The organism is Pseudomonas sp. NPDC089401, assembly GCF_044749485.1.
GTDB lineage: Bacteria > Pseudomonadota > Gammaproteobacteria > Pseudomonadales > Pseudomonadaceae > Aquipseudomonas.
Window position 1 is genome coordinate 65,520 of record NZ_JBIVIA010000011.1, and the last position, 22,147, is coordinate 87,666.

Below are 22,147 nucleotides of genomic sequence, written 5' to 3' on the forward strand. Positions count from 1 at the left end.
AACAACGACAATGCCTGCCGCCACCAGCCCCTGGTACAAACACCGCTGGCCCTGGATCATCATCGCGATGCTCGCCACCTCGGTGGGCCTGAGCCTGAGCATGGTCAGCATCGCCGTGCGCAACCCGGACAACCTGGTCAACGACAACTACTACGAGGCCGGCAAGGGCATCAACCGCTCGCTGGACCGCGAGCTGCTGGCCCAGACGCTCAACCTCAAGGCCAGCGTGCACCTCGACGAACTGACCGGCGAAGTGGACCTGCGCCTGACCGGCAACAGCGACCCGCAGAACCTGGAGCTGAACCTGATCTCGCCGACCCAGCCGGACAAGGACCGCAAGGTGCTGCTCAGCCGGGTCGAGGCCGGGCGCTATGTGGGGCAGCTGGACGACAAGGTCGATGGCCGGCGTTTCGTCGAGCTGCTGGGCAGCCAGGACGCGCACGTGTGGCGGCTGTTCGAGGAAGAGAAGGTCGAGCACGGCGTGACCTTGCAACTGGGCGATGAAGCGCTTCAGGGCGCCGAGCACCGATAACCGCACCACCACCTTCCCCTGTGGGAGCGGGTTTACCCGCGAATGGGCCAGACCTGTAGACATCTTTGCCTGATCTGACGCATTCGCGGGTGAACCCGCTCCCACAGGGATTTACATCTGCCCCAGCAACCGTGCTCGCCTTATGACCCAACCCACCCCCTGCTACCACTGCGCCCTGCCCGTGCCCACCGGCAGCCGCTTCACCGCCGTGGTCCTCGGCGAGCCCCGGCAGTTCTGCTGCCCGGGCTGCCAGGCGGTGGCCGAATCGATCGTCGCCGGCGGCCTTGCACACTACTACCAGCACCGCAGCGACAGCAGCGCCAACCCCGAGACCCTGCCAAAACAGCTGCAGGACGAACTGGCCCTGTACGACCGCAGCGACGTGCAACAAACCTTCGTCCGCCATGCCGACAACCTCGCCGAAACCACCCTGCTGGTCGAGGGCATCAGCTGCGCCGCCTGTGGCTGGCTGATCGAGAAACACCTGCGCAACGTCCCGGGCATTGCCGAGGCACGGCTGAACCTGTCCAACCACCGCCTGCTGCTGAACTGGGACGACCGGCAACTGCCGCTGTCGCGCCTGCTCGCCGAGCTGCGCCAGATCGGCTACGCCGCCCACCCCTACCAGCCCGACCAGGCCGCTGAACAACTGGCCCGCGACAACCGCAGCGCCCTGCGCCGCCTGGGCGTGGCCGGGCTGCTGTGGTTCCAGGCGATGATGGCGACCATGGCCACCTGGCCGGAATTCAACATCGACCTGTCCGCCGAGCTGCACACCATCCTGCGCTGGGTGGCGCTGTTCCTGACCATCCCCATCGTGTTCTACAGCTGCGCGCCGTTCTTCAAGGGCGCCGCCCGCGACCTGCGTACCCGTCACCTGACCATGGACGTGTCGGTGTCGCTGGCCATCGGCCTGGCCTTCGGCGCCGGCATCTGGACCGCAGTCACCGGCAGCGGCGAGCTGTACTTCGACACCGTGGGCATGTTCGCCCTGTTCCTGCTCACCGGCCGCTACCTCGAACGTCGCGCCCGCGAACGCACCGCCGCAGCCACCGCGCAGCTGGTCAACCTGTTGCCGGCCTCATGCCTGCGCCTGGACGCCCGAGGCCAGGCCGAACGCATTCTGCTGGGCGAGCTGCAGCGTGGCGACACCGTGCAGGTGCTGCCCGGTGCGGTGATCCCCGCCGACGGGCGCATCGTCGAAGGCCGCTCCAGCGTCGACGAGTCGCTGCTGACCGGCGAGTACCTGCCACAACCACGGCGAATCGGCGAGCGGGTCACCGGCGGCACGCTGAACGTCGAGAGCACGTTGCACGTGCAAGTCGAAGCCCTGGGCCACGACTCGCGCCTGTCAGCCATCGTGCGCCTGCTGGAGCGCGCCCAGACCGAGAAGCCCCGCCTGGCGGAAATCGCCGATCGCGCCTCGCAGTACTTCCTGTTGTTCTCGCTGCTCGCCGCCGTCGTCATCGGCCTGGGCTGGTGGTACCTGGACCCGGGCCGGGCATTCTGGATCGTCCTCGCCATGCTGGTGGCGACCTGCCCGTGCGCCTTGTCCCTGGCCACTCCCACCGCGCTCACCGCCGCCACCGGCACCCTGCACAAGCTCGGCCTGCTGGTGACCCGCGGCCATGTGCTGGAAGGCCTCAACCAGATCGACACGGTGATCTTCGACAAGACCGGCACCCTGACCGAGGGCCGCCTGGCCCTGCGCAACATCCGCCCGCTCGGCGCCCTGCCCGCCGACCGCTGCCTGGCCCTGGCCGCAGCCCTCGAAAACCGCTCCGAGCACCCCATCGCCCGCGCCTTCGGCCGCAGCGCCACGCCCGCCGACGAGGTGCAGAGCGTGCCCGGCCTGGGCCTGGAAGGCACGCTTGACGGCCAGCGCCTGCGCATCGGCCAGGCCACCTTCGTCTGCGCCCTGAGCGGCGCCGAGATCCCCACGGTGCCGGAGCCGCGCGGCCAGTGGCTGCTGCTGGGCGACCGCCAGGGCCCGCTGGCCTGGTTCGGCCTGGACGACCGCCTGCGCGAGGATGCCCCGGCCCTGCTGGCGGCCTGCAAGGCCCGCGGCTGGCGCACCGTGTTGCTGTCTGGCGACAGCTCGCCGATGGTCGCCGAGGTGGCCGCACAGCTGGGTATCGACCAGGCTATCGGCGGCCTGCGCCCGGACGACAAGCTGGAGCGGCTCAAGGCCCTGCAAACCTCTGGCCGCAAGGTGCTGATGCTCGGCGACGGGGTCAACGACGTGCCGGTGCTGGCCGCCGCCGACATCAGCATCGCCATGGGCAGCGCCACCGACCTGGCCAAGACCAGCGCCGACGCGGTGCTGTTGTCCAACCGTCTGCAGGCGCTGGTGCAAGCCTTCGAGCTGGCCCGCCGCACGCGCCGCAACATCCTCGAGAACCTGCTGTGGGCGACCTTGTATAATGGCGTCATGTTGCCGTTCGCCGCGCTCGGCTGGATCACCCCGGTATGGGCGGCCATCGGCATGTCGGTCAGTTCGCTGATCGTGGTGCTCAATGCCCTGCGCCTGACCCGCCTGCCGCGGGTATCGGGCGTGAGGGCACTCGACGCAGCCGCTTATGGAAGGAAGTCGCCATGCCCGCCCTCTATGTAATGATTCCGGCCGCGCTGCTGCTCGTCGGCGTTGCCGTGTACATCTTCTTCTGGGCGGTGGACAGCGGCCAGTACGACGACCTGGAAGGCCCCGCCCACAGCATCCTCTTCGACGACCAGGACCCTCGCCACCAGGCCGCGGTCCAGGCCGACGAAAGCGCCCCCGCCGACGACAAGGAACCGCCACCCCGTGCCTGACCTGCTGCCACTGCTCGGTTCGGCCCTGGTGCTCGGCCTGCTCGGCGGCGGCCACTGCCTGGGCATGTGCGGCGGCCTGATGGGTGCGCTGACCCTGGCCATCCCCCCGCAACAGCGCGGCCGACGCCTGCGCCTGCTGCTGGCCTACAACCTGGGGCGCATCTTCAGCTACGCCTGCGCCGGGCTGCTGCTCGGCCTGGCCGGCTGGGCGCTGGCCAGCAGCCCGGCGGCCCTGGGCTTGCGGGTGGTGGCGGCGCTGCTGCTGATCGCCATGGGGCTGTACCTGGCGGGCTGGTGGAGCGGCCTGACCCGGGTCGAGGCGCTGGGGCGCGGGCTGTGGCGGCATATCCAGCCGGTGGCTTCGCGGCTGATGCCGGTATCCAGCATTCCCCGGGCGCTGCTGCTGGGGGCTCTCTGGGGATGGCTGCCGTGCGGGCTGGTGTACAGCACCTTGTTGTGGGCGGCGAGCCAGGGTAATGCGGGGTACAGCGCGGCGTTGATGCTGGCGTTCGGCTTGGGGACCTGGCCGGTACTGCTGGCCACGGGCTTGGCCGCAGAGCGGGTGAATGCCTTGTTGAGAAAACGCAGCGTGCGCGTGGCAGGCGGGGTGCTGGTGATCCTGTTCGGTATCTGGACATTGCCCGGGCCGCACCAGCATTGGCTCATGGGGCATTGAACGGGGCTGCTTTACAGCCCTTCGCGAGCAAGCTCGCTCCCACAGGAGCACCTCAGGCTTCGGGCTTGCACGCTACCTGTGGGAGCGGGCTTGCCCGCGAAGGGCCGCAAAGCGGCCCCGAGGTGCCTTGATACAAATCAAAACACTTTACTACATACGGCCATAGACTCCGGATCACTGCTGCATCATCCGGGGATTGCCCACATGCTCGACGACCTACATTGGGATGCCGACCTGATCCGTCGCTACGATCAGGCCGGCCCGCGCTATACCTCCTACCCGACCGCCGTGCAACTGCACGCCGAGGTCGGTTCGTTCGACCTGCTCCACGCCCTGCGCGAGAGCCGCCGGGCCGCACGCCCGCTGTCGCTGTACCTGCACGTGCCGTTCTGCGCCAACATCTGCTACTACTGCGCCTGCAACAAGGTCATCACCAAGGACCGCGGCCGCGCCACCCCCTACCTGCAGCGCCTGGAGCAGGAAATCCAGCTGATCGCCTGCCACCTGGGTCCTGAACAACGGGTCGAGCAGCTGCATTTCGGCGGCGGCACGCCAACCTTCCTCAGCCCTGTGGAACTGCGTCAGCTGATGGCCACCTTGCGCCGGCACTTCAACCTGGTGGAAGACGATTCCGGCGACTACGGCATCGAAATCGACCCGCGCGAAGCCGACTGGTCGACCATGGGTCTGCTGCGCGAACTGGGTTTCAACCGTGTCAGCCTCGGCGTGCAGGACCTCGACCCGGCCGTGCAACGCGCGGTCAACCGCCTGCAGAGCCTGGAGCAGACCCGCACCCTGATCGAGGCGGCGCGCACCTTGCAGTTCCGCTCGGTCAACCTCGACCTGATCTACGGCCTGCCCAAGCAGACCGTGGAAGGCTTCGCCCGCACCGTCGAAGAAGTCATCCGCCTGCAACCCGATCGCCTGTCGGTGTTCAACTACGCCCACCTGCCCGAGCGCTTCATGCCCCAGCGGCGCATCGACAGCAACGACCTGCCGACCGCGGCGGCCAAGCTGGAGATGCTGCACGGCACCATCGAACAACTGACCGCCGCCGGCTACCGCTACATCGGCATGGACCACTTCGCCCTGCCCGACGACGAGCTGGCCATCGCCCAGGAAGAAGGCACCCTGCAGCGCAACTTCCAGGGCTACACCAGCCACGGCCACTGCGACCTGATCGGCCTGGGGGTGTCGGCGATCAGCCAGGTCGGCGACCTCTACTGCCAGAACAGCAGCGACCTCAACACCTACCAGGAAACCCTCGCCAATGCCCAGCTGGCGACCCAGCGCGGGTTGATCTGCACCCAGGACGACCGCCTGCGGCGCGCGGTGATCCAGCAGCTGATCTGCCACTTCGAGCTGGACTTCGCACCGATCGAGACGGCCTTCACCATCGACTTTCGCGGCTACTTCAAAGACCTGTGGCCCGAGCTGCAAGCCATGCAGCGCGACGGCCTGATCAGCCTCGACGACCAGGGCATCCGCATCCTGCCGGCCGGGCGCCTGCTGGCGCGCTCGGTGTGCATGGTGTTCGACGCCTACCTGGCGCTGCACAACCGCCAGCGCTTCTCGCGGGTGATCTGAGCGCCGAGGCGAACGACCGCATGGACAACCCCACCCGGCCAGGCACACCATGAGCCCACAAGGACTCCCGGCAACCTGCCCGCCGGGATTTCGCCGGTGCGCAGCAAAACTGCGCAACTGGCCTACACCCTATGTCGTGGGTTACCCTTACGACTTATGTGTGCTTTCCCACAAGGATCGATTCAAATGTCCGAGCCAGTCAAACTGCGCCCCAACAGCCAGGCCCATTGCAAGGATTGCAGCCTGGCCCCCCTGTGCCTGCCTCTTTCGCTCAACCTGGAAGACATGGATGCACTGGATGAAATCGTCAAACGCGGGCGGCCATTGAAGAAAGGCGAGTTCCTGTTCCGCCAGGGTGACAATTTCGGCTCGGTCTACGCAGTACGTTCCGGCGCCCTCAAGACCTTCAGCCTCAGCGACGGTGGCGAGGAGCAGATCACCGGCTTCCACCTGCCCAGCGAGCTGGTCGGGCTGTCGGGCATGGACACCGAGGCCTACCCGGTGTCGGCCCAGGCCCAGGAAACCACCTCGGTGTGCGAAATCCCCTTCGAACGCCTCGATGAACTCTCGGTGCAGCTGCCGCAGCTGCGTCGCCAGTTGATGCGAGTGATGAGCCGCGAGATCCGCGACGACCAGCAGATGATGCTGCTGCTGTCGAAAAAAACCGCCGACGAACGGATCGCCACCTTCCTGGTCAACCTGTCCGCGCGCTTCCGCGCCCGCGGCTACTCGGCCAACCAGTTCCGCCTGAGCATGTCGCGCAACGAAATCGGCAATTACCTGGGCCTGGCGGTGGAGACCGTGTCGCGGGTGTTCACCCGCTTCCAGCAGAACGGCCTGCTGCGCGCCGAAGGCAAGGAAGTGCACATCCTCGACCCGATCCAGCTGTGCGCGCTGGCCGGTGGCGCAATGGAAGCCTGAAACCTGGCGTTAGCAGGTATACTGGCGCATTCGTTTTCCCAGGATACCCGCAACAATGCACAGCGACGCCTTCGACCTCAAAGCCCTGATCCGCCCGGTAGTGGACTTCCCCAAGCCGGGCGTGATCTTTCGCGACATCACCCCGCTGTTCCAGTCGCCGCGCGGGCTGCGTTACGTGGCCGACCAGTTCATCGAGCGCTATGTCGAGGCCGAGTTCAGCCACATCGGTGCGATGGACGCGCGGGGCTTCCTGATCGGCTCGATCATCGCCCACCAGCTGAACAAGCCGCTGATCCTGTTCCGCAAGCAGGGCAAGCTGCCGGCCGACGTGTTGAGCGAGGGTTACCAGACCGAGTACGGCGAGGCCTTCCTGGAAGTGCATGCCGACAGCCTGTGCGAAGGCGATTCGGTGCTGATTTTCGATGACCTGATCGCCACCGGCGGCACGCTGCTGGCGGCGGCCAACCTGGTGCGTCGCACCGGGGCCGAGGTGTTCGAGGCGGCAGCGATCATCGACCTGCCGGAGCTGGACGGCTCGCGCCGGCTGCAGGCGGCGGGCGTGCCGACCTTCTGCCTGACCGAGTTTTCCCTGAGCGAATATTGAGTTGTAGCCGGGAGCCGCTTTGCGGCCCACTCGCAGGCAAGCCGGCTCCCACAGAACAACACGCAACTCAGTGATTTAGCGGGGCCTGTGGGAGCGGGTTCACCCGCGAACACCGGCGAAGCCGGTGCCATGCACCGCGTCGCATTCTTCGCGGGTAAACCCGCTCCCACAGGGTACGCGGCGCGCTAACGAATACGGTTATCTACGCGACAGCGCAGCATCCCACAGAATCACCGTAGGCCTGAAGGCAGCGCGGTCCGTGTAGGAGCGAGCGTTGCTCGCGATGGGCTGCAAAGCAGCCCCGGCGATTCAAAGCGAGATCGGCTTGCGCCCGGCAAACGCGTGAGCCAAGGTGCCACCATCCACCAACTCCAGCTCCCCACCCAGCGGTACCCCATGGGCAATCCGCGATGCCACCAGCCCCTTCTCGCCCAGCAACTGGGCGATGTAATGAGCCGTCGCTTCACCTTCCACGGTCGGGTTGGTCGCCAGGATCACCTCGGTGAATGTCCCCTGTTCCTCGATCCGCGCCATCAGCTGCGGCACGCCGATCGCCTCCGGCCCCAGGCCGTCGAGCGGCGACAGGTGCCCCTTGAGCACGAAGTAGCGCCCGCGATAGCCGGTCTGCTCCACCGCATATACATCCATCGGCCCTTCCACCACGCACAGCTGGGTGTCGTCACGGCGCGGGTCGCTGCACTGCGGGCACAGCTCCTGCTCGGTCAGGGTGCGGCACTGGCGGCAGTGGCCCACGCCTTCCATGGCCTGGCTCAGCGCCTGGGCCAGGCGCAGGCCGCCGCTGCGGTCGCGCTCGAGCAACTGCAGCGCCATGCGCTGGGCGGTTTTCTGGCCGACGCCCGGGAGGGTACGCAGGGCGTCGATCAGTTGGCGGATCAGGGGGCTGAAGCTCATGGGAAAGGCCTGACAAATCAATAAGAGGCGGTTTATACCCACCACCGCCTTTTGCGTCAAATCAACGCTTGCTCGCCAGGCTTGTCACCCTTGCCGGAACGCACCGAAAGCACCGCCAGCAACGAAATGGCAACCGTGGCCAACAGGTACAGCGCAACCGGCTGCCAGCTGCCGTTGTAGCGGCTGAGCAGGAAGGTGGCGATCAGCGGCGCGGTACCGCCAGCCAGGGCGGCGCCCAGTTGGTAGCCCAGGGTGATGCCGGTGTAGCGCACCCGGGTGGAGAAGATCTCCGAACTCATGGTGCCGAGCACTGCGGTGACCGGTGCCCAGAGCACGCCGAAGGCGATCACCGTGGCCAGCATCAGGCCCCAGGTAGTGCGGGTATCGAGCAGCTTGAAGTACGGCACGATGAACGCCGCGATCAGCAGGATGCCGGCGATATACACCGCCTTGCGCCCGACCTTGTCCGACAGCCAGCCCATGGCCGGGATCATCAGCGAAGCGACCGCCGCGCCGACCATCACCGCGTTGAGGGTGCTGACCTTGTCGTAGCCCAAGGTGGTCACCGCGTAGCTGACCACGAAGGTCGAGAAGATGTAGAACGGCGCGGTCTCCACCACTTTCAGGCCGGCGGCGATCAGCACTTCGCGCCAGTGGTCGCGCAAGGTCTCGACCAGCGGCATCTTCGACACGTTGCCGCTTTCCTTGGCCTTCTTGAAGTCCGGTGTTTCATCCAGGCCATGGCGGATCCACAGGCCGAGGAACACCAGGCCGGCGCTGAGCACGAACGGCACGCGCCAGCCCCAGCTCATGAACTGGTCGTCCGGCAGCATGGCCATCAGGCTCACTGCCATGGTCGCCAGCAGCATGCCGACGGTCACCCCCACCTGCGGCACGCTGCCGAACAGGCCCTTGCGCTTGGCTGGGGCGTACTCGTAGGCCAGCAACAGTGCGCCGCCCCACTCGCCACCGATACCCAGGCCCTGGATCACCCGCAGGGTAATCAGCAGGACCGGCGCCCACACGCCAATGTGCTCGTAGGTGGGCAGGCAGCCGATCAGCACCGTGGCGCCGCCCATCAGCGACAGGGTGATCACCAGGGTCTTCTTGCGCCCGATGCGGTCGCCGATGTGGGCGAACAGCACGCCACCGATGGGCCGCACGAAGAAGGTCAGGGAAAACGACAGGTAGGCCAGCAGCAGGCCGACCACCGGGTCGAAGGTGGGAAAGAACAGTTTGTTGAATACCAGGGCGGCGGCGGTGCCGTAGAGGAAGTAGTCGAACCATTCGATGGAGCTGCCGGTGAGGCTGGCGACCAAGGCTCGGCCACGCCCCTGGGCTGCTGAAGGGGTTGCACTGGATGGCGTCATTCGAGTCTCCGTTTTTTTGATGTTATGTCGGCGAGCACAGTGTTCATTGGCGCAAAAGAGCAACCAGGTTGCACCCTTGCGAGCGGATCTTAGTAAAACTTTGAAAATAGGTGCAACCCAACTTAAACGTTTAATCTTCAAATAATTAGAAACGGCGACAGAAATGCCCTGTTTTGAATCAATGAAACGACAAATTATTACTGCCTCACCAAAACAGTGCATTGATGACTGGTCGGTCATGAATTACCTGTTTCATTACCGAAACCACAGCAGGCTTTTTTGAGTTGCACCAGGTTGCACCTTTTTTGGAAATAGCCTTACTCTAAAAAGAGACACAACAACAAAACTAACTCGAGGCTACCGATGAACGTGCTTTTTATTGGTTATGGGCGCATGGGCGGCGCATTGGGCGATGCCTGGCTGAAGGCCGGGCTGGTGGAGCAGCTGAGCATCGTCGACCCTGGGCTGAAGGCCGATGCCGGGCAACGGCGTTATGCACGGCTGGAGGATGTGCCTGCCGACCAGGCGTTCACGTTGATCGTCCTGGCGGTGAAACCCGCCTATGCCAGCAGCGCGCTCGCCGGGCTCAGCGAGCGCCAGTGCCGCCAGGCCACCGTGGTGTCGGTGGCGGCCGGCGTGACCGAAAGCACCTTGAGCCAGGCCGTTGGCCAGCGCTGCCCGGTGGTGCGGGCCATGCCTAATACTCCCGTGCTGCTGGGGGCCGGCTGCACCGGGCTGTTTGCCTGCGGGCAACTGGACGACCAACGCAAGGCCCTGATCGGTCGCCTGTTCGAAGCGGTCGGCGCCGCCTATTGGGTACACGAAGAAGGCCAGCTGGATGCGGTCACGGCCATCAGCGGCAGCGGCCCGGCGTATTACCACCTGTTCAGCGAGGCACTGGCCGACGCCGGCGTGAAGTTGGGCCTGGATCTGGATCTTGCGCGCCAACTGGCCGCACAAACTGCATTTGGCGCGGCGACACTACAACATCAGGCACATGCCGATTTCACCGAACTTCGGGTCGCCGTCACTTCGCCCAATGGCACTACCGCAGCAGCCATCGAGGTATTTGAAGCACAGGGGCAACTTCGAGAGTTGGTGGCGGCGGCAACTTGTGCTGCCCATCGACGATCAGTGGAGTTGTCGCAAGGCGCCTGATCGAATTCCAGATTATTCAACCATTCAAATAAAAAGCCGCCAACCGGAGCTTCCGGAAGGCGGCTTCTCGAATGGCAAGCGCCTTAGAACGGCATCTTGAAGCCCGGCGGCAGTTGCATGCCAGCGGTCATACCACCCATTTTCTCCTGGCTGTTCTGCTCGATCTTGCGCACGGCGTCGTTCAGCGCGGCGGCGATCAGGTCTTCCAGCACTTCCTTGTCGTCTTCTTCAGTCGACATCAGGCTCTGGTCGATGCTCACACGCTTGACGTCGTGGCGACCGGTCATCACCACGCTCACCAGGCCGCCACCGGACTGGCCGGTAACTTCGGCGTTGGCCAGTTCTTCCTGCATCTTCTGCATCTTTTCCTGCATCTGCTGGGCCTGCTTCATCAGGCCGGCCATGCCACCTTTCATCATGGGGGTATACCTCGATTGGGTCATGTGATGCGGCCCGACACGGGGCCGGCCGCATGGTTGTCGATTACTGGCCCTGGCTGACCAGGGCGTCTACAGGCTCAATAGTATCCTGTCGCACCTTGGCCCCGAACTGCTTGATCATCTGCTGGATGAGCGGATCCTGCTCGATCGAGGTCACGGCGTCCTGCTGGCGCTCGGCACGCTTGCGGGCGCCGGCCTGGGCCGGGGTTTCCTGTTCGGGGAGAATCAGCTCGATGCGCAGGTTGAGGGTGCGCCCCAGGTGCTGGTTCAGTGCCTCGTTCAGGCGGCGTTGCTGGGTGGCATTGAACAGTGCGCCCTGGCCCGGGTCCAGGTGCAGCAGCCAGTCATCGCCATCTGCCGAGATCAGCGTACAGTTTGCAGCGATGTTGCCTGTCATGCCGGACACAGGCAACTGCGGGAATAATTCCAGCCATTGCAGGGCCAGGCCGGTCGCGGGCTTGGCAGCCGGCAGAGGCTGAGGCGCGACGACGGGTTTTTCTTCCTGGACGTGCTCGGCCAGCTCGTCGAGGTAGCTGAAGCCGACCGGGTCGCTTTCGCCGCCGTAGTAGTCTTCGTCCATCGGCGGCTCGTCATCGCGGTCCATGCCTGCGGCGGCGTAGGCCGACGGGTCGAACGGCGGTTCGTCGTAATCTGGCTGGGCAACGTGCGGCGCAGCGACAGGGGATGGCGCTGCAGCGGGCTCAGGCGCTACCGCGGCGGGCATGGGCGCAGCGGCAGGCTCCTCCCACGGCAGGTCGACCACCTCCTCCACTGCCACCGGATCAGGCGCGGCAACTTCAGGCTCGGGCTCTAGCTCCGGTACAGGCTCAGGCGCCTGCTCGACTACTGGCGCGGCTTCGACCTGCGGGGCAGGCGCCACGGGCGCTGGAGGCGCTGCGGCAACCGCAGGCGCTGCCACCGGGGTTGCCGGATCAGCTGTGGCCTGGCTGATCCCCACTGGCTTTAGCACTGGCTTGGGCGCATCGTCGGTATCGGCCGGGCGGAACGCCAGCATGCGCAGCAGGACCATTTCGAAACCGCCCCGCGGGTCCGGCGCCAATGGCAGGTCGCGACGACCGATCAGGCCCATCTGGTAGTAGAACTGCACGTCTTCGGCCGGCAGCGCCGACGCCAGCGCCAGCACCCGGTCGCGGTCGCCCTGGCCGTTGTCCACCGCTTCCGGCAGGGCCTGGGCGATGGCCACCCGGTGCAGCACGTTGAGCATTTCGGCCAGCACCCCGCTCCAGTCCGGCCCTTGCTCGGCGAGGTTGCGCACCGCTTCGAGCAGCGCCCGCGCGTCCCCTTCCAGCAACGCCTGCAACACGCCGTAGACCTGGCCGTGATCGAGGCTGCCGAGCATGGCGCGCACATCGGCGGCCAGCACCTTGCCTTCGCCAAAGGCGATGGCCTGGTCGGTCAGGCTCATGGCGTCACGCATCGAACCGTCGGCGGCGCGCCCGAGCAGCCACAGGGCATCCGCCTCGAATGGCACGTTCTCGGCCTGCAGCACATGGCTCAAGTGCTCGACCACCCGCTCCGGGCTCATGTTCTTCAGCGAGAACTGCAGGCAGCGCGAGAGGATGGTGGCCGGCAGCTTCTGCGGGTCGGTGGTGGCGAGGATGAACTTGACGTAGGGCGGCGGCTCTTCCAGCGTCTTGAGCAAGGCGTTGAACGAGTGGGTGGAAAGCATGTGCACTTCGTCGATCAGGTAGACCTTGAAGCGCCCACGGCTCGGCGCGTACTGCACGTTATCCAGCAGTTCGCGGGTGTCTTCGACCTTGGTGCGGCTGGCGGCGTCGATCTCGATCAGGTCGACGAAGCGGCCCTCGTCGATCTCCCGGCACACCGAACAGGTGCCGCAGGGCGTCGAGGTGATGCCGGTCTCGCAGTTGAGGCATTTGGCGATGATCCGCGCGATGGTGGTCTTGCCCACGCCGCGGGTACCGGTAAACAGGTAGGCGTGGTGCAGGCGCTGATTGTCCAAGGCATTGATCAAGGCCTTGAGCACATGGGTCTGGCCGACCATTTCGCGGAACGAGCGCGGACGCCATTTACGTGCAAGAACCTGATAACTCATCGAAAAACCATCGCAGCCTGATCCAGCGGAAAGAGCGCTAATCCTAGCGGAGCGGGGCCGAAATTGCACCCTGCGCAGCTCGTCTAAGCTAAGCAACTGGCGCGCTGTTCAAGGAGGAAGTGCCTTGCGAAGATTGCTGGCCCTGCTAATGCTCTTGACCACGTACAGCCTGGCCGACCAGCCGGTGCTGCGATTTTCCGTCGCCGAGAGCTGGAGCATGCCGCTGATGCGCCTCGAGGGCGGCCAGCCGGTAGAGGGTCTGCTGTATGACCTGATGCAGGCCATGGCCCGGGAAGCCGGCGTGCGGCCGGCTTACCACGTGATGGCGCGCCTGCGTTTGCAACAGGCGATGGAGGATGGCGACATCGATGTGCGTTGCTACGTGAGCACGCGCTGGCTCAACGATCGGCCGGGGAACTATGTGTGGAGCGTGCCGCTGATCCAGCAGCGCGATGTGCTGGTCGGGCGCGCCGCAGACAGCAGCCCGGTGCAGCCCGAGCAGCTGGCGCCGCAGGCCGTTGGCACAGTGCTTGGGTATACCTATTCGACGCTGGAGGCCTTTTTCGCCGAGGGGCGGTTGCGGCGTGAAGACAGCCGCAGCCAGGAGCTGGCGTTGCAGAAGTTGCAGGCCGGGCGGTATCGGTATGCAGTGAGCAATGAATTGTCGTTGCGCTGGTTCAACCAGCGGTTGCCGGTGGAGCGGCGGCTGCAGGTACTGGCGGTGCTGGAGGAGCAGGCGCTGGGGTGCATGGTGAGGAATGACCCGGCGGTGCCGACGCAGGCGTTGCTCAGGGCGCTGGTGCGGATGAAGCAGTCGGAGGAGATTGAGCGGATTATCGGGCGGTATGGCCAGAGTTCGGGGGAGGTTTTGGGGGTGAGGGGGTGAGGCGTTGAGGGTGGCGGTATGGCTGGGAGGTGATTTTTCTCGGGAATGTGTCAGGGCCACCAGGTGCTTGCCACGACAGTTGCAGCGCCTGGGAGATCGAGCGCCGCCCGCGCGGCGCATCGCGAGCAAGCTCGCTCCTACGTTTGTTTCGGGCCAGTAACGCCTGTGGGATTCGCGCGCGACCGTCTTGTTGGTACGACGCGATGATGTGCCATGCACCAGGGCGTACGCGCGTAAATCCCCCAGGAATAACTGGCCCGAAACAGACGTAGGAGCGAGCTTGCTCGCGATGTGCCGCGCGGGCGGCGCTCGATTTCACAGGCGCTGCAACTGTCGTGGCGAACACCTGCCAGCCCTCACGCAGCACCCTCCCCCTCCACAGACGCCACCACCGCATCCGCCTGCCCCCAGGCAATCTGCATCGCCCGCAGCCCATGCTCGAGCAACTGCCGCGTCTCTTCGTCTTCGATGCGTTCAAGCGCCCGACGGCTGTCGCTGTAGGCGAACATCAGATAGTGGGAGATGTTCATCAATACATACTCCATGGGACCGACGCCTTCGCAAATGGCGCGCGACAGGGGCTTGCCTGGTTTCAGGCCATAGAACTGAGGTGGATCGGGGACAATTTTCTTCATGAAATCACCGTACCGAGTTGAGGCCGCCCATGTTGCTTCCACGCATTAGGGTGACAGTTGTACGCGGGGTGGAAGACCAGGGTACGGTGAGCCCGGCAGGCCCAAGGGCCTCCCACGCACAACTGTCATGACGACAACCACCATACCGCTGGGCTTCCACACCCGATCGCTGAACCTACAGCGACCGCAAAAGGCTAAACGGCGGAGTTTCCAGGGACAATCAGACGGCAGCCGACAGGTTGCGTAGGATATTTCAACAGGACAGGAATGCGTGTAGGAGCATTCCCTTTTGATCGAGGAAGATTCTAGCCATACCCCTACAGCCCTTGAAATACAACGATTCCAAGTCGCCCGACCTACAACGCGTTCCGAAGAGAACGATTTCCCTAAGCAGCCAAACAGCCCAAACTGACTTCACCCAAGGCGTGCTCGCCGCAGCGGACAAGGAAGCCCCATGCGCCAGGACGAACGAGACAACCTGGAACTCGACAAGCCGCTGATCGAAAAGCAAAGGCTCAGCGCCGAGACCCGAAAATTCGTGGCTGAAATAAGCAAGCTCAGGCGGGAGACGTTTTGCTACCCCTTCATAGTCGGGTCAACCGTATTGGCAGCCCTGAGCGGAATCATCAGCCTTGTGACCAAGTAATCACGCAGAGGAACAATCATGCGACGCTCGATTCAGGAAATCCGCGAAGAAATGTACCTCGAGATCGACGCACTGCAAGAGGACATCCGCAAAGCCAGAAACGCCTCCCCTTGGGAAGTGCTGATACCGCTCGGCATGGGGGCAGGGTTTTCGTTGATCGTGATCGTGGTCGGCACCTGGATCATGCGACAACTGTAAACCGTGATCAGAAGCTGAATAGAGGCGATGCGCGGGGCCGAACGAGACTTTTCGACCCCGGAAATGGAGGCGGCCCCACCAGCCACACCCCGGCACTCGATGTTCCCGCTATGGCTGCTCCCTTCCGGGCCTGACCAGGTCGCATGCGAGCATGCTCGGGAATCAATGCGAGCCTTATGGGGCGAGGGTTTCAGGCTGATGAGGTAGCATGCCACCTACACGTGCAGACATTCAGCACGGACTCGCAGAGCTTGGGGTGTGACCAGAATTGTTCCACTCAATTGGTCCACTCTACTGGTCCACTATGGTGCTCATTCATGGCCTACATCGTCCGCCGCCAGTCCGTTTACTACCTCAACCTTCGACTGCCAAAGCACCTGTTTCCCAACCGGCACACACTTCGAATTTCTCTGCATGTACGTGAGCGTCGGGCAGCCCTCTTCCTCGCCTCTGCCTTAGCTCAGCAGGTGAACAGCCACCTGAGCGAACACCCGCTAACAGCCCCTGAGACGCTGCGTGCGTTGTGTGAGCAATGGCGAGTAGCGCCACCCCAGCCAGCAGTTGCAACCGCACCATGGACAGCTCCAGCAGCCACGCTGAAGCCAAGAGGTGAAGGCTCCACACTGGCCACCCTCTCCAAGCTGTATATAGAAGAAGGGAAGCGTGGTGGCACATGGCGGCAAAGCAGCACCGATGACGTTGAGCGTGCCCTAGCAGAACTGTTCGAGCTGATGGGTGATATGCCTGCGGTAGCCTTCGACGCTCAGCAAGCTCGCCTGCTAAAGGAGCGCCTTAGCCGCTGCCCCCAGTACTTCGGCTTACGCCCAGAGTTCAAGGGTAAGACCCTGAAGCAGGTGGTCGAGTCAGGTAGCAGCTACAAGACCATCACCGCTGTCACCGTGAACAACCGGCTCCGCAAGCTCACGGCCTTCATGAGCTGGTGCAAGGCAAACGGGTATGTCGCAGACAACCCTCTTGCTGGAATGAAAGTCATGACGGGATCAGCAAAGGAAGCACGCCTGTCATTTGAACGCGATGATCTGACTGCACTGCTGGATCATGAAGCGCTGCGAAAGGAAGCACGCAAGCACCCATGGCGCTACTGGCTGCCCTTAATGGGGCGAGCCACCGGGGCACGACTGGAAGAGCTCTGCCAATTGCGGGTTGATGACGTCATCGAGCAACAGGGAATCCCGTGCATACGCATTGATGACAGCGGTAAAGGCCAGAACCTCAAGAACGCTAGCAGCCGTCGCATCCTCCCTATACATCCTGCCCTTTTAGAGCTGGGCCTGCTTCAGCACGTTGAGTCAGTCAAGGCATCAGGGGCTGATCGCGTGTTCCCTGAGCTGGAAGCAGTACGAGGCAAGCTCGGCCACGCCCCATCTAAGTGGTTCGGTCGCTACAGGACCCGCCAGGGGGTCACTGACACCAGGAAGACATTCCATAGCTTCCGTCACACGCTCATCGACGACCTCCCGGATGCAGGCGTACAAGACTCGTTGATCAAGCGGATCGTCGGCCATGAAGACGGGGCCGTTACGTTCAGCGTCTACGGGAGCAGAAGCCCGCTGAAGGCGATGCTCGATGCGATCCGCCATATTGCGATACCCGCTCGATGATTGCGTGAGACCAAGCTTGCAGGCCAGCTTGCTGGAGCTGCCGCGTATAGAAGGATGCCCGCCCGAGCAACCCAACCAGATGCGTCAGTTCGAACGCCAGAGAATGACCGAATTATTTTCACATCTGGGGGTTGACTCTCTGAATCGGCTCGCATACATTACCTGCCATCACCAAGTCACCGGTGAAACATCGGCCAAAATTGCCGGATTGAACTTTACCTCCCTGCGGATTCACTCGAAAGAATGAATGGTTAGCACGGAGGTTTTGTCGTGCCCGAGATTCAGGAAAACTCAACCGCATCAGCCCTAGTTTCAACTACCCGAGTAACCACCATGCCATGATCGCAAGATAATTCCGTGCCCGTAATCCGCCCTCACTCTCAACATTAAAGGCAACTACATGACTTAATACAGAACTCCTGATACTTTCCTGAGCATAGGGCCAGTCCGCCCATTCGCCACACTTACTATAAATCCGACGAAACTTAGAGTTTACGTTACGGCACCCTATTGCCCAGAATTCGCCAACAACCAACAGAGGAGTTTAACAACGAGCAAACTACGACCAAACGCCTCATCATGCACCACCCAATTTTTATCAATAGACCGTCCCAGTACCAGCTCTTACTTTCGAGCGACGGCCACCTATCGCCCAAAATCCGTAAAGGAAGACAACTAGATGAAACACCAAACAAGCAACAACCCCGCAGAACTGGAAAGCCCTTTCCATCCGAAGAACATCCTTGCCAAGCAGCGAGTTTCGACGCAATACGTCGTCCCGCTCACCGGCCCTATTGGAGAAATCCATGAGTACGGGGAACTCGTCAACATTCTTGCCCATGCTGGAGAGGAAGACCAGGTATACATCCAGCTTTCATCCCCCGGTGGAAGTCTGGAGACATGCGACTATCTATGCCGCCGAATGGAAGAATGCGCAGCTCACATTATTGTGGAGATCGGCATGACTTGCGCATCAGCAGCCTCGGCAATCGCCCTACAAGCCGATGACTGGGTAATTTACGACAGCAGCACCATGATGATTCACTCCTGTTCGTATTCACCCGGGTATGGGAAGGAGTCGGATATCCGGTCGAGAGTGGAGTATACAGAACGACTCAACCGGGAATGGATCGAACGAACATATAACGGCTTTCTCTGCGAGGATGAAGTGATCGAAGCCGTTATCCATGGCAAAGACTTGTACTTTTTTGCGGACGACTTGCGGGAGCGTATGCCGCTATTCCACGAGCACCGTGAACAATGTAAAGCCCGACGAATCGAAGAAATCATGTGCTACTGGGACCAGCAAGAAGCAGCATAGGACTACTTGAAAAGTTAGACGCCCACACATTACGAGCGCGACACCCTAAGTCTCGGCACCAGCCTTCTGCCATACAACAAACGCGAACAGTTAATCACAGGAAATACTATGACTTAGCCCAGACCAATCTGCACTGACCTCGCCCAGCGCTCAAATAATGTGCTAGAAAACTCAATATCCACCCACTCTAATCGCTACGAAGTCATAGCGATGGGCAGTTACACCCTAAATTTAAGACATACATACTATATGGACATTAAAACCATGAATACCAACACCACCCAGGATGCTACCCCCAACGCTATCACCGCTGTTATGGAGAGTTCGTTCACTACTCTCCTGCAGCAAAGCCTTGCTCACATCGAAGACAACCCCGTTACCATGAGCAGCTTGGAGATCGCGAAACTGACAGGTAAACGTCATGACAATGTGATGAACGACATACGCCAGCAGCTTGAGGAACTTGGTCAAGATGCCCTGGAATTTCAGGGTAACTATCAGGACTTCTACAACCGCAGTAAGCCTTGCTTCAACCTGCCCCGACGAGAGGTAGATATCCTGCTCTCCGGCTACAACACGAAGATGCGAGCCGCAGTAGTTGATCGTTGGCACGTACTGGAAGCGGAGAAGAAACTTGGCGTAATTGAGATCCCAAACAATCTGGTAGGCACCCTGAAACTCGTTCTCACTTTGAAGGAAGAGCAGACCATGCTGACGCACCAAGTCGAAGCCCTGGAGCAACAGCTTGCCGAAGACTCTGAAAAGGTTGATTTCTACAACAAGATTTACGAACGGGACGACCTACTAAATCCAACCAAGGCCGCTAAGCTTCTCGACACTGGGCGGAATCGTTATCTCGAATACCTCCGTGACCACAAAATCTTGATGAGTCGCCCACACCAACAGAACATGCCTTATCAGAAGTATCTCGATGCAGGGTACTTCGAAGTGAAGGAGTGCGCATGCTATAACCATAAGACGGGCAAGCGTGAGTTTAAAGCACTACCCCTCCTTACTGGCAAAGGCTTGATCTGGCTTCAGCAATTCATCGAAAAAAATGGCCGCATTGGACTTTAAGAACCCTAGACCAAACTTACAAGCTTATAATTAAGCCCAAGTCATAACAATCAAGCTCAGACAGCACGGACGTATGTAGACCAGGACCAATAATGCACCATTCTGGACGAAATACACCTTGAAGGTGGCTGGCGCAATCAAACCAGCCATCGCCTAGAGCCAGATTTCAAATACCATTAGCTCGCCACTCAAAACCAATCGATCATTGAGCAGAGCGGAATTCTTGCCACCTGCAACTTTGCTGTAAGTTCCTGGCAAACGGATCACAACTGAGGGCCTGCATACAAACTGAAAACACGCAGACAAGAAACACATGAAACAGAACCGACTTGATGGCGACACTATCGAACTACTCTCCCAATCAGAACTTAACGAGCTAGACGCACGAATCGCAGCCAACGCAGACAAATGGCTTAAAGATCACGCACCAAAGACCAAGAGCAAGGCCACACGTAAGTCCAAGAGTAATCGTGGCAGAAAGCCAAAGGTAATTGAAAATCCTTTCTTCGGATTTATTGACTGTACATCGCATTGGGGTCGCTACCCAGTATTTGCAGAAAGCATCATCGAAGGCGTTGCACGACTGGACTGGCATGATAGACCCATCGGTAAGGGTGGAAAATCCATGCCATTGTCTGTACGTAACATCGCCGTTATTCTGGAAAGCCTGCCAGTTATCTCCAATGAAGCGGTTGAAGATTTGTTGCAACTGGGAGAGCGGCACGCCCGCCGTTACTTTAAAGCAATGCAACTCATTATTCGCGCCATGATGGAGAACCGCCCTCAAGCACTCATCAATGAAATGGAGGGCATCGAGCCTGCACCGAAAGCTTGCGAATGGGAAGATAGTGATAATGCGTGCACTCCAAGCCCAGAAGTGTTAACCAAGCTGCACTACGATCTTCGCACTTTGACCGAGTTCAATTCGGCAGAAGAGTACGAAGCAGACTACCCGCCTCAGCCAGGGACAGTCGCTATCGTAGCCTTCCCAAATTGCCATGCACACCAACAGCGGCAGCATCTTAAGAAACCACAGGCGTTGGAAATGTTGGCACAAGGCCAAAGCGTTAAGTCCATCGAGCGAGGAACGGGCGTTTCAGCGAAGACTATCCGAAAGTGGCGGGAAGAATTACAGGCTGCACAGGTAGAACTGAAAGCCGCATAAGCGACCTCCGCCCCGCAAGGGGGGGAGTAATTCGGCCGCATGTATCAAAGGCAAGTGCCAACTTCCGCCAAAGGGCGGAATGGGGCACAATCGCCAAAGCGGAAGCTTTGAGATTAACTACTTACACTTATGAATTCGTGGCGTGAACGCCACATTAGGATCACATGTGCCTGAAGCACGATTAACAACTCTATTAAGCAGGGAAAAAAAGGGGCAAGCAAGCCCCTTCCCGCTCTTGATCTTGCTTTCAACCTTACTGAGAACTGCAGAGGTTACTACGATGTGACGGAACGTCACAATGTATCGGTACAGTTCGAATCAAAAGCTCCGGGGGGCTTTTCTGCCCTGCCCCCCTGATTACAGGCGTGCCTCTAGGTAGTAGAGGGAGAGTGGGGCTGCACTGCCCCCCGCTCTTAATCTTGCTTCTACCGTGTATCAGTTAATCTAGTAACGATACGTTACATTTAACCCTACAGTTGAATCAGGCTGATCGGGGGCTTTCACCTCTGCCCCTCTGTAACTATTATGCCGCAGGCATTGGAGGAATCTCTAACCATGCAAGACGGTGTGGTGCGTCCCCACCCACCTCTATTCTGATAAGACAACAACCAGCAGCCAAGAGTGACAACTCTTGCCCAGCCGCTACGGCACACTCAAACTCGTTCTTAGGGCCTGATCGTCTGAAGAACAAGAGGGCTAATGACGCACTCAAGCGGACCGCCCGGTTCGATACTCACATTTACCAGTTCGATCCAGCCGCCATCGACAAGGTGAGCGAGCTCCTTGGTGAGCTTACGGAGGGTAACATCGCACTCATGGGCGATAGCAGCCTGTGACACCCGCACTACTCCGCCCTCTCCCACGTTCGACCAAAGCGCAAGAAGGATTGCACCACAAGAACGGTGTGAAAGCACCAGCTTAAGGGCGCACCTCATGGCGTCAGGCGTGAAGTACACGGAGCCCTGAGATGCAGGGGGATTTGAAGCTATCTCGGTCATCATCTCGATCCTTATGCACCCGCGAAGGCTGGTCCTTCAACGAATGTCACGATTAGTGTGTGTCCGATTAGATCACATCTCTGGACCATGAGGGAATGCCCGCACCACCTCCCTCCCCAGCGCTTCAGCACCAGTTCGGCACCCGCATCAGGGAGCTGCGTGTCGCTATGGGCATGAGCCAGGAGGCATTCGCTGATCGGTGTGGTTTCGCAAGGACCTACATGTCACGCATCGAGACGGGGGTAGCGAACCCGTCCATCAACGCCATCAAGGTGCTGGCTGATGCTCTAGGTGTGAGCATCTCAACGCTGTTCGAAGGAATGTGAACCAGCTAGAGCAGAACTAACTCCTGCTCTAACCTGGGGGGCCATGCCTGCACCCACTATATTGAAGTGTCGCCTTAATATTGTTATCCACCAAAGAGTGCTAGAGACATAGCGCCGAGGATGGCAATATGGCATTATCTGCGTGATACTGCCCGGCCCACAGGCCTGGCGACACACTCATAGGC

The 22,147-nt window shown here is 61.2% G+C and carries 21 protein-coding genes; 16 read left to right on the forward strand and 5 right to left on the reverse strand.

Annotation, left to right across the window (positions count from 1 at the left end; all coding sequences use genetic code 11):
* Window positions 1–10: 10 nt before the first annotated feature.
* The 7 genes from ACIP21_RS22630 to ACIP21_RS22660 all read left to right on the forward strand — a co-directional run bounded on the left by ACIP21_RS22630 (window position 11) and on the right by ACIP21_RS22660 (window position 7,131).
* The gene (locus ACIP21_RS22630) at window positions 11–532 is read left to right on the forward strand and encodes a FixH family protein (protein WP_400692343.1); all 522 of its coding nucleotides are present in this window, start codon (window positions 11–13) and stop codon (window positions 530–532) included.
* A 142-nt stretch (window positions 533–674) separates the two neighbouring features.
* Window positions 675–3,146 carry a heavy metal translocating P-type ATPase gene (locus ACIP21_RS22635; RefSeq protein ID WP_400692345.1) on the forward strand — a complete coding sequence of 824 codons (2,472 nt, stop codon included), beginning with the start codon at window positions 675–677 and terminating at the stop codon, window positions 3,144–3,146.
* Window positions 3,128–3,343, forward strand: a complete 216-nt coding sequence (gene ccoS, locus ACIP21_RS22640; protein ID WP_400692348.1) for a cbb3-type cytochrome oxidase assembly protein CcoS — start codon at window positions 3,128–3,130, stop codon at window positions 3,341–3,343. The genes ACIP21_RS22635 and ccoS overlap by 19 nt, the downstream gene beginning before the upstream one ends.
* Window positions 3,336–4,019, forward strand: coding sequence for a sulfite exporter TauE/SafE family protein (locus tag ACIP21_RS22645; RefSeq protein WP_400692351.1), 684 nt, complete (start codon window positions 3,336–3,338; stop codon window positions 4,017–4,019). Before ccoS ends, ACIP21_RS22645 begins: the two co-directional genes overlap by 8 nt.
* A 204-nt stretch (window positions 4,020–4,223) precedes the next feature.
* On the forward strand, window positions 4,224–5,606 hold the full coding sequence (gene hemN / locus ACIP21_RS22650) for an oxygen-independent coproporphyrinogen III oxidase (RefSeq protein WP_400692354.1): 1,383 nt from the start codon (window positions 4,224–4,226) through the stop codon (window positions 5,604–5,606).
* 186 nt (window positions 5,607–5,792) lie between these two features.
* The gene (gene fnrA / locus ACIP21_RS22655) at window positions 5,793–6,527 is read left to right on the forward strand and encodes a Crp/Fnr family transcriptional regulator FnrA (protein ID WP_400692356.1); all 735 of its coding nucleotides are present in this window, start codon (window positions 5,793–5,795) and stop codon (window positions 6,525–6,527) included.
* 55 nt (window positions 6,528–6,582) lie between these two features.
* Window positions 6,583–7,131, forward strand: a complete 549-nt coding sequence (locus ACIP21_RS22660) for an adenine phosphoribosyltransferase (protein ID WP_016393740.1) — start codon at window positions 6,583–6,585, stop codon at window positions 7,129–7,131.
* Between the two features lie 309 nt (window positions 7,132–7,440).
* On the opposite strand, the gene recR is transcribed toward ACIP21_RS22660, so the two are convergent.
* A complete protein-coding gene (recR, locus tag ACIP21_RS22665) occupies window positions 7,441–8,043 on the reverse strand; it encodes a recombination mediator RecR (RefSeq protein WP_400692359.1) in 603 nt (200 codons plus the stop codon).
* Between the two features lie 56 nt (window positions 8,044–8,099).
* Window positions 8,100–9,413, reverse strand: a complete 1,314-nt coding sequence (locus ACIP21_RS22670) for an MFS transporter (RefSeq protein ID WP_400692362.1) — start codon at window positions 9,411–9,413, stop codon at window positions 8,100–8,102.
* A gap of 363 nt (window positions 9,414–9,776) precedes the next feature.
* Here ACIP21_RS22670 and proC point away from each other — a divergent pair, with 363 nt between their 5' ends.
* Entirely contained in the window at window positions 9,777–10,571 is a 795-nt protein-coding gene (gene proC, locus ACIP21_RS22675; protein WP_400692364.1) for a pyrroline-5-carboxylate reductase, read from the forward strand.
* 83 nt (window positions 10,572–10,654) lie between these two features.
* Here proC and ACIP21_RS22680 read toward each other — a convergent pair whose 3' ends face one another.
* Window positions 10,655–10,990, reverse strand: a complete 336-nt coding sequence (locus ACIP21_RS22680) for a YbaB/EbfC family nucleoid-associated protein (RefSeq protein WP_400692367.1) — start codon at window positions 10,988–10,990, stop codon at window positions 10,655–10,657.
* A gap of 64 nt (window positions 10,991–11,054) precedes the next feature.
* Window positions 11,055–13,088 (reverse strand): DNA polymerase III subunit gamma/tau, encoded by a 2,034-nt coding sequence (gene dnaX / locus ACIP21_RS22685; RefSeq protein WP_400692370.1) that lies wholly within the window; start codon window positions 13,086–13,088, stop codon window positions 11,055–11,057.
* A gap of 124 nt (window positions 13,089–13,212) precedes the next feature.
* Here dnaX and ACIP21_RS22690 point away from each other — a divergent pair, with 124 nt between their 5' ends.
* Window positions 13,213–13,974 carry a substrate-binding periplasmic protein gene (locus tag ACIP21_RS22690; RefSeq protein WP_400692373.1) on the forward strand — a complete coding sequence of 254 codons (762 nt, stop codon included), beginning with the start codon at window positions 13,213–13,215 and terminating at the stop codon, window positions 13,972–13,974.
* 356 nt (window positions 13,975–14,330) lie between these two features.
* Here ACIP21_RS22690 and ACIP21_RS22695 read toward each other — a convergent pair whose 3' ends face one another.
* On the reverse strand, window positions 14,331–14,609 hold the full coding sequence (locus ACIP21_RS22695) for a hypothetical protein (RefSeq protein WP_400692375.1): 279 nt from the start codon (window positions 14,607–14,609) through the stop codon (window positions 14,331–14,333).
* Window positions 14,610–15,063: 454 nt separating this feature from the next.
* Here ACIP21_RS22695 and ACIP21_RS22700 point away from each other — a divergent pair, with 454 nt between their 5' ends.
* The 7 genes from ACIP21_RS22700 (at window position 15,064) to ACIP21_RS22730 (ending at window position 21,962) form a co-directional block, all read left to right on the forward strand.
* A complete protein-coding gene (locus tag ACIP21_RS22700) occupies window positions 15,064–15,255 on the forward strand; it encodes a hypothetical protein (RefSeq protein WP_400692377.1) in 192 nt (63 codons plus the stop codon).
* An 18-nt stretch (window positions 15,256–15,273) separates the two neighbouring features.
* The gene (locus ACIP21_RS22705; RefSeq protein WP_400692379.1) at window positions 15,274–15,453 is read left to right on the forward strand and encodes a hypothetical protein; all 180 of its coding nucleotides are present in this window, start codon (window positions 15,274–15,276) and stop codon (window positions 15,451–15,453) included.
* Between the two features lie 317 nt (window positions 15,454–15,770).
* Complete coding sequence (locus tag ACIP21_RS22710; protein WP_400692382.1) at window positions 15,771–17,075, forward strand: site-specific integrase; 1,305 nt, start codon at window positions 15,771–15,773, stop codon at window positions 17,073–17,075.
* A gap of 679 nt (window positions 17,076–17,754) precedes the next feature.
* A complete protein-coding gene (locus ACIP21_RS22715) occupies window positions 17,755–18,396 on the forward strand; it encodes an ATP-dependent Clp protease proteolytic subunit (protein ID WP_400692384.1) in 642 nt (213 codons plus the stop codon).
* 264 nt (window positions 18,397–18,660) lie between these two features.
* Entirely contained in the window at window positions 18,661–19,473 is an 813-nt protein-coding gene (locus ACIP21_RS22720) for a phage antirepressor KilAC domain-containing protein (protein ID WP_400692387.1), read from the forward strand.
* Window positions 19,474–19,786: 313 nt separating this feature from the next.
* Window positions 19,787–20,638: a helix-turn-helix domain-containing protein gene (locus ACIP21_RS22725; protein WP_400692389.1), complete on the forward strand. Its 852-nt coding sequence runs from the start codon at window positions 19,787–19,789 to the stop codon at window positions 20,636–20,638.
* A gap of 1,093 nt (window positions 20,639–21,731) precedes the next feature.
* A complete protein-coding gene (locus ACIP21_RS22730) occupies window positions 21,732–21,962 on the forward strand; it encodes a helix-turn-helix domain-containing protein (RefSeq protein WP_400692391.1) in 231 nt (76 codons plus the stop codon).
* Window positions 21,963–22,147 lie beyond the last annotated feature (185 nt).